This window comes from Candidatus Eisenbacteria bacterium (assembly GCA_018831195.1).
Classification (GTDB): domain Bacteria; phylum Eisenbacteria; class RBG-16-71-46; order CAIMUX01; family JAHJDP01; genus JAHJDP01.
Genome location: JAHJDP010000004.1, coordinates 89,818 through 105,835 on the forward strand (window position 1 = coordinate 89,818; position 16,018 = coordinate 105,835).

At 55.0% G+C, this 16,018-nt stretch carries 10 protein-coding genes; 4 read left to right on the forward strand and 6 right to left on the reverse strand.

The window, feature by feature from the left end; translation table 11 throughout:
- The first annotated feature begins 169 nt into the window (after positions 1-169).
- Complete coding sequence (locus KJ970_00730; GenBank protein MBU2689425.1) at positions 170-1,303, forward strand: SUMF1/EgtB/PvdO family nonheme iron enzyme; 1,134 nt, start codon at positions 170-172, stop codon at positions 1,301-1,303.
- A 25-nt stretch (positions 1,304-1,328) separates the two neighbouring features.
- Here KJ970_00730 and KJ970_00735 read toward each other — a convergent pair whose 3' ends face one another.
- Both KJ970_00735 and KJ970_00740 read right to left on the reverse strand, forming a co-directional pair.
- Complete coding sequence (locus KJ970_00735; GenBank protein ID MBU2689426.1) at positions 1,329-3,047, reverse strand: ankyrin repeat domain-containing protein; 1,719 nt, start codon at positions 3,045-3,047, stop codon at positions 1,329-1,331.
- Between the two features lie 171 nt (positions 3,048-3,218).
- A complete protein-coding gene (locus KJ970_00740) occupies positions 3,219-6,431 on the reverse strand; it encodes a hypothetical protein (GenBank protein MBU2689427.1) in 3,213 nt (1,070 codons plus the stop codon).
- Between the two features lie 279 nt (positions 6,432-6,710).
- Between KJ970_00740 and KJ970_00745 the strand changes: the two genes are divergently transcribed.
- Positions 6,711-7,682, forward strand: coding sequence for a bifunctional helix-turn-helix transcriptional regulator/GNAT family N-acetyltransferase (locus KJ970_00745; GenBank protein ID MBU2689428.1), 972 nt, complete (start codon positions 6,711-6,713; stop codon positions 7,680-7,682).
- On the opposite strand, the gene KJ970_00750 is transcribed toward KJ970_00745, so the two are convergent.
- The 4 genes from KJ970_00750 to KJ970_00765 form a co-directional block, all read right to left on the reverse strand.
- On the reverse strand, positions 7,672-9,480 hold the full coding sequence (locus tag KJ970_00750) for a glycosyltransferase family 39 protein (GenBank protein ID MBU2689429.1): 1,809 nt from the start codon (positions 9,478-9,480) through the stop codon (positions 7,672-7,674). The genes KJ970_00745 and KJ970_00750 overlap by 11 nt on opposite strands.
- A complete protein-coding gene (locus tag KJ970_00755) occupies positions 9,458-10,459 on the reverse strand; it encodes a glycosyltransferase (protein ID MBU2689430.1) in 1,002 nt (333 codons plus the stop codon). The genes KJ970_00750 and KJ970_00755 overlap by 23 nt, the downstream gene beginning before the upstream one ends.
- Positions 10,456-11,436 carry a glycosyltransferase family 2 protein gene (locus tag KJ970_00760; protein ID MBU2689431.1) on the reverse strand — a complete coding sequence of 327 codons (981 nt, stop codon included), beginning with the start codon at positions 11,434-11,436 and terminating at the stop codon, positions 10,456-10,458. The genes KJ970_00755 and KJ970_00760 overlap by 4 nt, the downstream gene beginning before the upstream one ends.
- A gap of 110 nt (positions 11,437-11,546) precedes the next feature.
- Positions 11,547-13,367, reverse strand: a complete 1,821-nt coding sequence (locus tag KJ970_00765; protein ID MBU2689432.1) for a hypothetical protein — start codon at positions 13,365-13,367, stop codon at positions 11,547-11,549.
- Between the two features lie 351 nt (positions 13,368-13,718).
- Here KJ970_00765 and KJ970_00770 point away from each other — a divergent pair, with 351 nt between their 5' ends.
- Positions 13,719-14,564 carry a hypothetical protein gene (locus KJ970_00770; GenBank protein ID MBU2689433.1) on the forward strand — a complete coding sequence of 282 codons (846 nt, stop codon included), beginning with the start codon at positions 13,719-13,721 and terminating at the stop codon, positions 14,562-14,564.
- Complete coding sequence (locus KJ970_00775; protein MBU2689434.1) at positions 14,561-15,973, forward strand: FAD-dependent oxidoreductase; 1,413 nt, start codon at positions 14,561-14,563, stop codon at positions 15,971-15,973. The genes KJ970_00770 and KJ970_00775 overlap by 4 nt, the downstream gene beginning before the upstream one ends.
- The last annotated feature ends 45 nt before the right edge of the window (positions 15,974-16,018 follow it).

Genomic DNA, 16,018 nt, shown 5'->3' on the forward strand with positions numbered 1-16,018 from the left:
AGATCGGCCGATGAAGGCGGGTTCCTGAGAGATCAGTGAGTTGATTCTCTTCGCTAACCTATTGCCATGGTGGGCTTTGTTGGCCATTGACAACCCTTTTTCCGGGAACCTCCGGGCCCCGCCGTGGTAAGAAATCCGGGTTTGGTCACAGAAGGGGGAGGGAGGTTTCATGATGCGCATGGCTGGGGTTTTCATTTTTCTGGCGCTCTTGGTTCTTTGGCCCACACAACAAGTCCCGCTCGCCGCCGCGGAAACAGGGATAACGGAGCCGCCGGCCGGCATGATTCTGATTCCGGATGGTGAGTTCATGATGGGGAAGGAAGGGGATGGGGATTACAGCCCTCCCCATCTTGTAAGGATCCATTCTTTTTATATGGATCAAACGGAAGTCACCAATGCCCAGTATTTAAAGTTTTGTGAAGAGACAGGGCACAAGCTGCCCTTTTTCTGGGGGATGGATCGGTTCTTCAGCGGGCCCGCGTTCCCTGATGTTCCCGTCATCGGGGTCAGCTGGAGCGAAGCGAAGGCGTATGCGAAATGGCGGGGGGGCAGGCTTCCGACCGAAGCCGAGTGGGAATATGCCGCCCGGGGCGGTCTCGAGGGCAAGAATTACTCCCACGGGGATGAGTATGACGACGACCTCTATGCCAAGACGGGAGACGGTGGTCCTTCTCCCGTGGGAAGCCGACCCCCGAACGGTTTTGGTCTCCACGATATGACCGGCAATGTGATGGAGTGGGTGAACGATTGGTACGATGACGAGACGTACAAAACACTGCCGGATGAAAACCCCAGCGGGCCGGCCGAGGGACGTTTCAAAGTGGTCCGGGGCGGGGGATGGCATACCGGACCCGGATGCAGCAAGGTCTTCCACCGGACCTGCCTCCAGACGAATTGGCTCGATTTCAATGTTGGTTTTCGATGCGCCCGGCACAAGCTGGGTTCAGCGGCCGCCCGAATGGAAGGGGTGATCCGGCTGGAGGGTCTTGAAAAGGGGCTGGCCGCCTACCACGGGATGAAGAAAGATCATCCCTGGGACTATTCATTCTTCGAATCGGAGTTCAACGATCTCGGTTACACATTCATGGGCGAGAAAAAGATGGATGAGGCGGTGGAAATCTTCAAGATCAATCTATTGAACAATCCCGAATCGGCGAACGCCTATGACAGCCTGGGTGAGGCTTATATGACCCTTGGGGAAAGGGATCTGGCGATAGAGAATTATAAGAAATCGCTGGCGCTGAATCCCAACAACAAGGGGGCGAAGGAAAAACTCAGGGAGCTGGGTGTCGAATTGGAATAATACCGCCAGGGAGAGCGGGGATGAACTATTTCCCCGCTCTGTACTTTTCAAGGATGCGGGCATCGGCCCACCAGTACTCACCGGTTCCGGTTCTTCCATTCACGAAGAAGAAAGTCTGCCCATCTGAAGAAATAAACGGCTGCCAGGCGCCGTTCTGGTTGATCGCTCCATCGAGATGAACCGCCTCCGTCCATCCGCCGTCATCGGCGCGGAATGAGATATACAATTCCGGTGCGTGGCCGAATCCACCCGGTCTTATCGAAGCGAAGACGAGATAGCTTTCGTCGGGCGCGATCGCCGGCGTGAGATCATAGGTTTCACTATTCACTGCGGGGCCCAGGTTTTCAGCCTCCGCAAACCGCCCATCCGTCCAGCGGGCCCGATAGATTTCGCTGTTTCTGCTTTCCAGATCCTTCTCCGCCATAAAATAGAGGGTGCCGTTGGCGCTCATGGAGAGGCCGCCGATCGACCAGTCACTATTGTTAAAGGGGGCGTCGAGCAGTTGAGCGCCGCTCCACCCGTCCGGTGTCCGGTCGACGAACCAAATGTGAGACTTTTGATCCTCAGCATTCTCCGCTGCGGAGCGGTTTGAGCGAAAATACAATCGTTGCCCGTCGGGGGAGAAGCAGGGCGCTGAATCGATCACCTCTTTTGAATCGCTGGAGAAGGAGGCGATCGCGGGCGGCGTCCATTGATTCTGCTCGAGTTTCATCGACCACAGTGACGGTATCGGCTGGGCGTTCTGGGACCAGAAGATCTCTTTTCCGCCGGGGGAAAAGGCGAGGGGTCCGTGAACATCGAAGGGGGTGATAAAAATGCCGGGCGCGAAGATCTCGGGGATCATTCCAGGCCGTCTCTGCCCCGGGTACTTTTCATTCATTACCGGAAAAGACCCGGCATCGGGGTCGGCCCCCCGGTTTCGCAAGAGCTCCGCAACCTCGCTGTGACCATAATCCCCGGCAAAATCCAATGCCGTCTTTCCGTTGAAGCAAACCGCATTGATATCGGCCCCGTAGGCGAGCAGAATATCGGCGCCCTTGGCGGAACCCTTCGCCGCCTCCAGGTGGAGGGGGGTCACATGGTAGATCTTTGCGATATTGGGATCGGCGCCACCGCGCACCAGCAGCTCGACCGCCTTTTCGGAACTGATACAGGCCATGTGCAAGGCGGTGGTGCCGTTCGTTGTCTTTGTGTTCAATTCGACGCCGCTGCGGATCAAGACCTCGAGAACCGCTTCCGTTCTCTCGCCCCCCCGAACGGCAAGGTGCAGCGATCTCATTCCGTCTTCCATCCTCAATTCCGGATTGGCGCCTTTGGAGATCAGCAATCCAACGACATCAGCATGGCCGTTTCTCACGGCGTAATTCAACGGAGTCCATCCCGTTTCCGCGCCGTGATTGATCTCCGACTTTTTATTGAGCAATAGATCCACAGCGGGAGTGTTTCCACGGGAGGCGGCAATGTCTAAAGGGATGAGACCGCTATGATCGGCATGATTGACATCCGCCCCTTCTGACACCAGATGGCCGATGATTTTGTTCTGGTCTTGCATGCAGGCCCAGTGCAGCGGTGTCCGCCCATCTTCATCTTTGGCGTTGACGAGATCGGGATCGCCCGCCAAAAGCCAGGTGATCTGGTAGAGATCCCCCTCGGCGGCCGCTTCAAATATGTCTTCCGCCTGTGAAGGGGCCGGGCGGGAGACGGCCGTGAGGATAAAAAACCCGATGATCCATAATCTATACATTTTATTTCCTTCACCTGGGGGATCGATGGCAGTTTTCAACGACAAGCTCCATAGAAGCATTGCCGTCATTCGATAACGAGGCAAGGTTTTTAAACAGATCAAACCCCCGGCCGCAAAACCGGGGGTTTGGATCTGTTCTGATCCTTGCGGATCCCTGTCAGGAAATGACGATTATTGAATCATCATCATCTTCCGGGTCATTTCATATCCGGGGGCCTTGAAGCGATAGAGATAGAGACCGGCGGGAACCCTTCTACCGGCATCGTTCACTCCGCGCCAGACAGCGGCATGGCGGCCGCCGGGCATGAATCCGTCGACAAGGGTGCGGACAAGACGCCCCTCAACCGTGAAGACTTCCAGAGTGACCCGAGCGCCCTCCGCGGGAATGTCATAGAAGATCGCCGTTTCCGGACTAAACGGATTCGGCCGGTTGAGATAGAGACCGAATGTCTGCGGCATCAGATCGTCCGGCACCGAGGATACATCGTCTTGGATATAAACCTCATAATCCTCCACCTCTCCATCGCTGGCGAGACCGGTGTAGGAGAGCGCCAGGAGCTGCGTCGCGAAGCGGAAGCGGGCGTAGGAAAGATGCCCCTGAAGTCCGTTAGCGGGAACGGGGAAGGTCAAGGTGTTGACGCCCGGGTTCACTGGTTGTCCCGCGAAGATCCGGTCGTCCACATCATCCCAATCACCGTCGCCGTTAAAGTCGATCCAAGCATCGATGAACCCGTTGGTGGAGGCGATGACATCGACTGTCGCCGGCGCGCCGGGATTCAGTGGCGTCAGGAAGAAAACGCCGTCTTCATCCGGGAGTCCATTGAAGTCGTCGCCATTGGCATTGGGTGTCGGCTGGCCATCCGGTTCCGCATCGATTTGCCATCCCAAAAAGACCGCCGGATTGATCAGGTGACGGGCCCCGTCACTGGCACGGAGCGTCGGGAAGGTCGGATCGGGAGCGTCGCCGTAATCCAGATCGAGTTGAACTGGATCATGATTGATGCGGAACGCCAGATCGATCGATTCACCCATCCACGGATGCTGCGGCGGATAGATCAGATCCCGCCATGGACCGGGATAAGGTTCATACCCCGTACCCCAGACAGCATCGTCATTCCAGTGTTCAACCGATGTCTTCCAACCGAAGCGCGCGTTGATATCCAGCGGGAGCGCTTGAACATCAAGCCAGTAGACGATCGGCTGTTCCGGCGTTCCGAGCTGCAGGAAGGCCATCGACGGATCGATATGGAATTCGTAATACCAGCAGGTCCAGTCGGCGGGGAAGAGATAATCATCCGGCGGGACCATGTATCCTTCCTCGATACCCGAGGCGTAAGGTTCCACGCTGAACATTCCCGGATCGAAATCGTGAGCCCAGAGCGGCTCGCCCGGAATGCTGTAGCCATCCGGATTCTGCTCAGCGGGTATATCGGCGTGGATACTCAGGATGAAGCGGACCGCCGATGGGTCTTCATGGAAGGGAATGAAATCGTCCAACCAGGATCCCCAGATGCCGATCGTGGTGATGTACCCGGTATCATTGCAGAGGAAGTCATCGGCCAGAATGAAGGGCTCTGTCGCGTGAATATCGATGCCGGTGATATCCAGGTCGGGCCGTTGCTCCCACTTGTACGTTTGAGGCTGATCTTCGATAACGACCCGGTAATCCTCCACCTCGCCGTCGGGCGCCCATCCGGTGAATGGCAGACCGCCCGCGGTGCTGTACCGGAAGCGGGCAAAAGTCATCGTACCCGGAGCTGCAACGGCGGGGACGCCGAAATTGATCGTGTTGGGGCCGGGCAAAAGATTATAACTCGCCGCGAAAAGGGCGTTTCCGGCCCAAGAACCATCAACTTCCCAATCAATCCACGCATCCAAGAAACCGGGCGCCGATGCCGTGACGATGATCGTCGCGATTTGGCCCGGGATGAGAGGCGTTGAGAAGAAGACACCATCTTCATCGGGGAGGCCTGCATTGTCATCCCCGAGGGCGGCAGGATCCGGCTGTCCGTCCGGCTCCGCGTCGATCAACGCGCCGAGGAAGATATTCGGGACAATAAGATGGCTGGCGCCGGCACTGGCCAGAAGGGTCGGATAGGTCGGATCGGGCGCGTCGCCGAGGTCCAGTTCCTCCGGTGGTTGTTCAATAAAGACCTGGTAATCTTCCACCTCGCCGTCGGGTGCGCCACCGGTATAACTTAAGCCGCCGATCGTACTGAATCGGAAGCGGGCGTAGGTGAGCAGATTCGGTGCGGCGGAGGCCGGCACATTGATGTTGATCGTATTCAGCCCCCCCAGCAGGCTGAAGCTCCCAGCAAAGAGGGCATTCCCGGCCCAGCTGCCGTCCCCCTCCCAGTCGACCCAGGCATCGAGGAAACCGGCCACCGATGCCGTGACGTTGATAATGGCCGGTTGCCCGGGGATCAAGGGAGTGGCGAAGAAAACACCATCTTCATCGGGAAGATTGCTATTGTCATCCCCCAGCGCAGCCGGATCAGGCTGGCCATCCGGTTCCGCATCGATCAGCGCGCCTAGGAAAATATTGGGACTGATCAGATGATTTGCCCCTCCACTGGCGGATAGCGTTGGATAGGCTGGATCGGGGGCGTCGCCGAAGTCGAGTTCATCATCGGGCGGCTGGCTCTGTATCACAAAAGAGAGATCAATCGACTGCCCCTGCTGTTCATGCCCGGGCGGATAAATCAACTCCTGCCAGGGGCCGGGATAGGGTTCCTCTCCCGTGCCCCAAACGGCATCATCGTTCCAATGCATCATCGAAGTTTTCCACCCGAAAAAGGCCGTCGGGTCTTCCGGGAAGGCTTGAACATCCAGCCAGTAGACGACCGGTTCGGACTCGGTTCCCTCTTGGAAGAAGGCCAGGTCGATCGGGATATTGAAATTGTACTGCCAACAAGTCCAATCCCCCGGCCAGACGTACATATCCGGAGGGTCCATCCAGCCTTCCTCAATTCCGTCCATCCACACTCGGGAGGAGTATTGGCCCGGCATGAAGGCCTCATACCATTCTGTCACGCCGGGCATGCTGAAACCCGTGGGACTTTGTTCGGCTGGAATATCTTTGTGGATGCTCAATACAAATCGAACGGCATTTGGATCATGCTCGAATGGGAGATGATCCCCGCGCCAGGATCCCCAAATATGAATCCCCGTAATGTAACCTCGCTCTGTGCAGAGGAAATCATCGGCGAGAATAAAAGGGACCGATGCATTCACATCGATCCCCATCATGCTTAGATCCGGCTCTTGTACCCACTTGGCGAGGTCGCCCTGATTCCAATCGGCGCCTGCAGGCAGGACAAGTATTGTACAAAGGAACAGACTTGCAAAAGCGACCATAGATCGATTCCTGTATTTGGAAAACATGCTAATCCCTCCCTCCTCAGTTTAGGATAGCTCTCCTCGGCTCTTCGAGTTCTTGGAGATTCCCAAGCCCTCATTTCTTGGGATTCCCCAAGACGGTGCTGATTTCAAAAGCGTGTTGGCCAATCCGACGACAGTCACAGATTCCAAACATCCAAGCGATACTAAGTGTAGTGTGATTTTTGCGATAATGCAATGGCTTATGATGGCGCTTCTGCAGATCAAGAAAGGACTAACGCCATATTTAGTGTACAGGGTAGACTCAGGATGGGAGGCGCGGACATGGATACCATTACAGAACTGGGGGAATTGGCTTTGGCCAGTCGGCTGAAGCGATTAAGCGATCGTCTCATGCGGGACGTATCCCAAGTTTACGATGACCTCAATATTGATTTTACCGCCAGCGGATTTCCTTTGCTTTATGCACTGGCGCAGAGACCGGCGATGGCGGTGACAGATCTGGCACGGGCGCTTCGGCTGACGCATCCCGCGATCAGCCAAATCGCCCGCGATTTATTGAAGCGTGATCTGATTGTGGAGAAGGGCGATCCGAAGGATGAGCGCAAAAGACTGCTCGGCCTTTCTAAAAAGGGGCGCGAGACGATTAAATGTCTCAGACCTGTCTGGGATGAGATCCGGGTTGCGGGGAGGGAACTCTTGGAGGAGACCGGTATCGATCTGCTGGGCGGATTGGACCGCCTCGAATCGGCGCTCGACGATTCTTCAATGCTGGATCGGTTGCGCCGCCGGTTGAATCTGCCGCTATCGCAGAAATTGGAGATTGTGGAATATCGCCCCGCCTATAAAAAACACTTTGCCTCGTTGAACCGTCAGTGGCTGGAGGCGCAATTCACGATCGAGAAGAGCGACGCGGAACTATTGGACGATCCCAACCGGAATATTATCAAGCGAGGCGGGGAGATCCTTTTTGCCCGCCTTGAGGGTCACATCGTCGGGACTTGCGCCCTGCTTGAGCATCCTCATGGCGTTTTGGAGTTGGCAAAGATGGCGGTTGCCGAAGAGTTCCGCGGACGCGGGATCGGCAAGACTCTGGCCGATGAAGTGATTAAGAGAGCTCGGGACCGGGGTGCCCAGGAGTTGTTTCTTCAAACGAGTCCAAAATTAACAGTTGCGGGCCGATTCTACCGCCGGCTTGGTTTCAGAGAAGTGAAGCGGCACCCTCTGACCCTCAGCAAACACTGTCGTAATTCGCTGGCGATGAGATTGAATCTTGAGAACGCGGTTACTTCATAACATGGTAAATCTCTAATGTGGGTCCCAGACGATTGACCGGTTCGAATCGCCGGATCATTTCGAGCCTGGGACTTTCAATGATATCTCTGTAAAAATCGCCGATCTCCGGGTACCTTTGATAGTTGGCGCCTATGGTGAAGTCTCTTAGTTTGTTCGGATTGATAACGATGTATTCTACTCCCTGCTCAATATACCAATTAAGGCTTTCATAGCTGCCCGCCGCCGACATGGTTGAAAAGAGATTATATGATTTCTCGCCTTTAAGCGCCTCGACGGCCGCTTTGTGGAAGCGGTCCTTTTCCCGTGCGTAATTCTCATTGGTGTTCCAGCGCTGATCGACAGTGCGATAGTTATCGATCGAGTCTGTGATATTGGATGTAAGATTGTCGAGAGGGATTGTTGTTGTTGACGAAGAATAGCCCCTGCCTTCAAGCAGGATCGCGGCCCCCGCCGGGATATTTGCATGGACCCATTTCCTGGCGATAGTGCGTGTGTCCTCATGTGTTTGGAGATTGGCGCATTGCACCGATTTATACAATGGAGATGCGATCGTCAGGGCGACTGCGGCAACGAGAAATATCTCTGATGCTGATCTTTCTTTGATAAACTTTCTAAAATATTCGATACCCAAAGCGGCGAAGATGACCAAGCCGATTTGGACCGGCAGGGTGTATCGCGCGTAGATATTATTCACCTGTAGAGGGATACAGATCATGATGTAGGAGAAGAGTGCAAAGAGGAAAAGTATGAATTCACCCTGTTTTCTTCGGAATAATGAAACAGCTAGGCCGACGAGGGAGAACCCCAGGATCGGGTATCCCAGTGAATGCCCCATCGTCTTGATATAATAGAGCCAGATGTTGGTCGTCCTGATGGGGAATGGGTCGACATCCAGCGCCGAGAGAGCTTCCGGAGGAGCCGTCTTCAAATAGGCCAGCGCCAATCTTATGATGCCGGGGAAGAATCCAGGGTTTCCAATCGCCGTAACAACAACAAAAACAACGGCGGCGGACAGAATTCTTCGATCGCTGAGGAATCGTTGGGCGGGTTTCTTTTCAGTGTAAAGGCGAAGGGCATGGGTGAGGCCGAAGGAGAGCAGAAGGAGTATCGCCGGGAGTTTCGTCATGACGGCGAACGCCGCAAAAAGCGCGGCAAGAATGTAGTGCCGCTGGCTGCCACTCTTCAGGATGTCGATCATATGACTCAGGGAGATCGTGATCATGGTTGTCATCAAAATATCAACAGTGATGAAACGGGAAGACCATGTATGGTCATATGCAAAAGCGAGAAATAAGGCCGATAGAAGTCCGATCGTGCGGGTGCCGATCTTCTCTCCAAGGCGATAAATACAATAGACATTCAATGTGCCGATTATGACGACGGTAATCCTGCCGATCAGCCAGAATCCGGTGGGATCCTTGAAATACAGCACCAGGAAGTCAAAACCGTTTTTAATGATCCCCAATAGATAAAGAACAATATAATAAACAAAATATTCGGCGAACAGGATGAGATACAATCCGCCTTTGAAGACTCTTTGGAAATCAAACTGAAGAGCGCCAAGCTTCAACGCCCGTTTCACCTCAAAGACCTCATCGGTGTGATAGATATACGGAAGTCCGTAATGACATCCCCAAAGACGGATAAGGAAAGCGCCCAGAATGACGGCGCCGAGAACGAGAAAGATCCGGTTCTGGAAGGGGGAAGTCGATTGCTGAGATTGTCTGGGGCTCATCTGCTTCAAACGGTTTCCATTTTTGTTAATCTCCGGCATCCTATTCGGCCGATGTGTCGTCATTTTCAAACGGCTCCGCCTGTGGAGGGCCTTCCATGACTTCAGGTTTCTCCCGATCGGCCGTAAAGAAAATAATAATTTCGCCAAGGAGCCCTGTCGAGACGATCTGAACGCCGAGGACAATCAGAACAACGCCTAAAAGAAGCATAGGGCGGTCCGCAAGAGCGACCTTTCCCACGAGTCGTGACCAAAGAAGAAACAGACATATCACGACACCGATGAATGAGAAGCTCAGACCCACCAAGCCGAAAAAGCGCAGAGGTTTTCTGGTGAAGCGGGTGACAAAAAGGATGTGGAGGACATCCAGCAACCGGCGGGCATAGACGCCCGGTCCGAAGATGCGGGGGCTGTGGTCTTCTTCACGTTGGCCACCTGGAATTTCCACCATTCTAAATCCCTTATGAGCGGCCAGGATCGGGATGAAGCGATGAAGATCACCGTAAAGGTCCAATTTTCGGGCGGCATCCCGCTTAAATCCGCGCAACCCGCATGTGAGATCGCGGAACTTCCGGGGGTAGGCTCGTCCGGCAAGCATATGAAAGAGTCTTGATTGAAGGCGATTGATCAATGCGTCTTTGCGTGGCTCCCGCCGTGTCAGTACAACTTCAACACCGGAATCCAGAGCCTTGAGAATTTCCGGCAGGATACCCGGATCAATTTGGAAATGATCTGGTATCGTGATAATCAGATGGCCCCGAGCGACCTCAAAAGCATGATTCAATGAGGCTGCTTCTGAAAAACCTCTCGACAATTGCATAATCCGGACCGGAAATTTCGTTTCGACGATCTTAGAAAGCTCCTGATATGTTTCTTCCCGGTTCGCATTAATGATATAGAGAAACTCCGCCTTTCTTCCCGAATGATCCAGGATCTCACGGAATTCCCTGTGAATCTCTGCAAGGTTTCGCGCATAATGGCCCGGTGTGCAAACGATCGATACCTCGATCCCATCATCACCCGTTATGTCGGGATGCGGATTCATAATTTTCCATTCCGGGCTTGATGGGGGCCCAGTTCCTTGACCACGGCCAGGACGCTTGTGAGATCCCGTAAATAGTTTTTATCGGCCTTCGCCAGCAACATTTCACTCAATATTGAGGATGTCATCAGCGAGCCGAACATGTACATGCTGAGAACGGACAGCGAGGGGTAAATGATCGAGACTGGTTTTGAGGAGAACCAGATACCGCCCGCCCATACACCGGCGAGGACGAGCGCCAAAACGAGAAAAGGCAGCGCCAATAACCCGAACCACTGTCCCGGCCGGTTTGAGAATTGGGTGAGCATTTTGATGATAATCATGTCACCGAGCACGCGGAAGACCCGGGAGAGGCCATAAGCGCTTTGTCCATGGATTCTTGGATGATGGCGAACGACGACTTCAGTAATCCGTGCGCCGGTCATCGAGACCAGGGCCGGGAGGAAACGATGCATTTCAGAATACAAGCGTACGGTTTGAATGACTGCCGCCCGGTAAGCTTTGAGGGAACAGCCATTATCATGAATGTGAACCCCTGTAATCCAAGCAATGAGGGCATTGGCCGCAAGCGACGGGAGTCTGCGTGAGAGAAAGAGATCCTTCCTTTGCTTGCGCCACCCACAGACAAGATCAAATCCATCATCAATACGGGAGACCATCATTGGGATGTCACAGGGATCGTTTTGTAGATCACCATCCATACTCACAATGATTCTGCCGCGGGCTTTGGCGAATCCGGTGGCCATCGCCATTGTTTGTCCTTGGTTCCTCTTCAACCCCAGAAGACGGAGGCGTGGATCGGCCGCCGCCTCTTCGGCCGCGGCGTCGACCGTGTGATCGCGGCTGCCGTCGTCAACAAGCAACAGCTCCCAGGTGCGGGGCCACTCCTTTAACGCCTCTCGAACGGCGTTACAGAGCGGACGGACATTCTCCTCCTCATTGTATAATGGGACGACAATCGAAATCTCTGGCAGCGTCATGATTGGCATTTAATCACCCACAAATAACTTCGACCAGGAAGGTGAACAGGTGCGGCCCACCGCTCGCCATCGGGCAACAATACCTGGCCTGTGGTACTGGAAGCCGATGACTATTCCGATGTAGCGGGGGATCCCGTGCTGCTGCGACTCCATTTGCTCCGCCCTTCCCACTTTTTTCTGACCTGATGGCTACCCATCGGTCCTTTTAGGAGGAAATCACCCATGGCGAGGTAGTCGAGCTTGCTGTCAAGAAAAGCAGAGATCGCATCATGAGGCGTTCGGACGATCGGTTCTTCGTGAACATTGAAAGATGTATTGATGACAACAGGAACACCGGTTCGATTATAATACTCTTCAATGATTTTATAATAAGACGGATTGTCTTCGCGCCGGACGATTTGGGGGCGTGCCGTCCCATCGATATGAACAACCCCGCCGCACCGTTCCGCCATCCAGTCGGTGCAATGGAATGTAATTGTCATGAACCGCGCCGTGTCGTGGGCGCCTGTGGCGTTTTTGAACAATTGATCGGTCGACTCTTCCAAAGTGGCCGGGGCGAAAGGCATGAATTCCGTCCGCCGAAGGAGCTCATTCAACCAGTCATTGACGGAGGGATCGTTCGGCTGATAAAGGATCGTCCGATTCCCCAGGGCTCTAGGGCCGTATTCCATTCGTCCCGCACAGCGCGCCACCACCATGCCTTGAACCAGCTTTTCCGCGACTTCTTTCTCGATATGTCCCGGCAAGTATTCCGACTCAAGACCCGATTGCCGGACGGCATCCGCAACAACCATTTCGTTGTATTCATTGCCGAAATAAACGTCGTCCAGCCGGTGGGGTTTCCAGGGGATGCCTTTTTCCTGGATCATATCGAGGTGCATAGAAAAGGCGGCGCCGACAGCTAGACCCTCATCGGCCATCCCCGGATGCACAAAAACCTCATCAACCCCGTCAATCATGTGAACTTCTTCGTTGATCCGTACATTCGCGAAGAGACCGCCGGCAAGGGCTACACGCCGGTGCCCCGTACGATGCACCCAATACCGGACATAATCGCGGGTTGTATCTTCCGCGAGCCATTGAATAGAGCAGGCGAGATCCTCTTTCTTCCATCCCTCCGGGAGTTGCCGGCGGATGTGTTCCATCGCTTGATTGAACAAAACCCTCCCGCGATTCACAAGACGGCCGTCTTCGTACCCGATCATCGATTCAAGCATTTCGCGGTAGATGGGTTTTCCCCAGGCGGCCAACCCGGTTGTCTTCCCCTCATGCCGCTTTGCCTTATAGCCGAGAATCGCCGTTATATAGGCGTAATAATTGCCAAGGGAATCGTATGATTCCACATCGCAAACCCGTTTGAAATGTCCACCCCGAACACTATAGATATGTGAGCAATGGCCGTCCCCACCGCCGTCCATGGTGACGACCAAGGCATCCTCGAAATTGCAGGTGCAATAGGCGGATGCAGCATGGGCTAAATGATGATTGATAAATCGGACCGGCGCGGTGATGCCGAACTCTTCCTGGAGGATTTGGGGAATCCTGCGGCGGCGGTGTTGAAAGGCTGGTGTCCGCAGGGAGCGGTAAGCCTTCTTGAGGCCGGGAACCTTGTCGGCCATTGAACCGAAACGGGATGCCACCTGGAAGAAGGCGCTGTGAAGATCTCTGTCTTCGCTTCGAGCCTCGAACCACCCGGGCCACCCTGTGACTTCCTCCCGCAGTTCCATATTTTCCTGAGCCACAGCGACGCCATCAATTTCGCTCGGCTTCACACCGGAGAGCTCGAAGACTTCGGCAATGGATTTCCGCGGAAAGCCGCGTGCCATCTTCAGTCGAACGATCCGCTCTTCATTGATGGCGGCGATGATCCGGCCATCTTCGATAAGGGCTGCGCCGCTTGTCTGTCCGTCGGTTATTCCCAGTATTCGCATGGAAGACTTCTGAACCTCTGTGGGCCTGCTCTTCCCGGTCGGGGAGGAGTCTCTATCGCTGATCCATTGGTGACCGTTGCCACTCATTGGAGATTTTGTGCCAGGGAGTCGAACCACCTCCCAGCCTTCCGGTTAACGGCAAGAAACACAAGCATCTTGACGGCTGAGATGCCCTTGGTGATCCCGCTCCCACACTTCACGGATTTTGGCGAAGAACAAGAATGATACTGCGTTAGTTGCCCTCTTCCCGCAAGTCCCCGCATTCGGACGCCTCCCCGGCTTGAATCGGGCCATGGCGAATGCCGTAACTCTTTGCCATATATGTGGATGATACGTGCTTTCCCCATTTCCTTGTTGACAGGTTGGACGGCGCGGTGTCTAGATTGCCAGATGAATCTTTTCTGCGACGGGCATGTCCACATCCACCGGGAGTTTGATCTCCAGCGCCTCTTTGAGGGGGCCTTGGATCGGGCTGCCGAACTTGGCGGTCCCTTGATGCTTCTGCTCACCGAGACGTCCGGACGAAACGAGTTTGCCCGCCTCCGTTCAGCCGGCGGAATCGGCTCAACGCGTAAGTTGAGGTGCCGATCCCTGCTTGAATCTCTGTCGGTGCGGATCGAGAGGGATGGGGATGCGGGTCATCCGGAAATCTATCTGATGGCCGGACGGCAATTCCAATCGGCCGAAAAACTCGAACTTCTCGCCCTCTGTTTGAATCCTGAACATTCATTGAACGAAGTGCCCGATCGTTCACTGCCCGCCGCGGCGATTGTACAGAGAACGCTGGAGGCAGGGGCGGTGTCGGTTCTGCCTTGGGGTGTCGGGAAGTGGATCGGGCGGCGGGGGCGGTTGGTTCAGCGACTCGCTCGAGATCCGGAATGGAAAGAAAATCCACATTTCTTTCTTGGGGATATCGCGCATCGCTGTTCTCCGCTGCCTGAACCAAAAGTCTTCGGTGGGGATGTCCGCGTTCTATCGGGAACTGATCTTCTGCCCCTTCCCGGCAGTGAAGACCGGCTGGCCGGGTATGGCTTCACCCTTGAAGGGGAACTTGATCCGGAACATCCCGGCTCCGCGCTCCTTGAGCTTTTTAACCAAAGGGCGCCGATTCGCCGGTATGGGCGGCGTGAAACTTTCCTTTCCATGATTCGGGAGCAATTACAATATCGCCTGCACTGCGGGGGCCGGGTCTCATGAAATCGAAATTTGATCTCCTCATCGTCGGAGGCGGCATTTTCGGGGCAACGGCTCTTTGGCATGCGGCGCGGCGGGGCATTTCAGCCTGCCTTATCGATCGATCCGATTTCGGTTCGGGCGCTTCCTCCAGCAGCATGAAGATCCTGCATGGCGGGCTTCGCTACCTCCAATCGGCCGATTTCCGGAGAAGCCTGGAATCGATCCGGGAGCGCCGGCGGCTGTTAAGGCTGGCGCCCAGCCGGATTGAACGGCTGCCCTGCCGGCAGGATCCCAAGGGGTGCGGTCCTCTTTTCCCATGGCTGCTGCGAACCGGTCTCCTTCTAAACAATATCATTTCGATTCGGGGTAACGTGGGGGTTCAGAAGGATAAACAGATCCCTCCGGCGCGTTATCCTTTCTGGTACGACGGATTGATGACCGATACCGAACGTCTCCTCATCGATTTCATTCGTGCGGCGCATGAGATCGGCGGGTCATCGATTGCCGCAAGAAATTATGCCGGCATCATCCGGACTCTTGAGAAGGACGGGCGGATCACAGGCATGGAAATCCGGGATCATGGAAAGATAGAGGCCGGTGCCATTCTTTATTGCACCGGCCCGGCGGGAGGCGTGCGGCCCGCCGTCCTAGCGATCAATCTTTTGGTGGATCGCCTGCCGCTGAATCGTGATGGAACGGCGGTCGCCATGCGCCACCCCGGCGATGGACGGAATGTTTTTTTCGTACCCTGGCGGGATCGTTCGATTATCGGAACGATCAACCGCTCTTATCCCTATGATCCGGCGGAGAAGTTCCGATTTGATAGTGCCTGGCTGAATGAAGCAATCGACTGGCTTCGCCCTGTTCATCCCGATCTTAGCCGGCTGAGTCCCTCCGATATCCGTTTTATCCATGCGGGCCTCCTGCCCGGCGATCTATCCGGCGGTATTGATCCTTCGCACAAGGATACATTGCGGCGAAGAGGCGGCGGCGGTTGGGAATTGCAGGGAGTGAAGTATACAACCGCTTGCGGAGTCTCCGAAAAAGCGGTTGAAAGAATCAGCAGGGAGATGGGGATTTCTATTCCGAAACGGCCGGCCGACGACCGGCCCATGCTGCCGGATATGGCGGCTGCACGGGAACGCTGGATAGCAGCCGATCCTTCAAGACAAGAACTTCTGGATTCGCCGGGACTCAGGATCCGCCGCGGCGATTTGCTCTTTGCGGTTGAAGAGGAATGGGCCCTGACGATCGGCGATATCTTGCTCCGCCGAACGGGTCTTGCCGCCGCCGGTCACCCTGGAAGGCGTCTGGTCGATCTGACCTCGCGGATTGTTCAGGATCATTTTGGCTTTGAGGAAGGGGAACGGATGCGCCAGGTGGATGACTTTAACGATGACTGGCGGTTTGCGGGGAATATTCCCGGCTAACCGCAAATTCTTCCGTCTGACCTCCCTTTTTTACGCTTCATACTT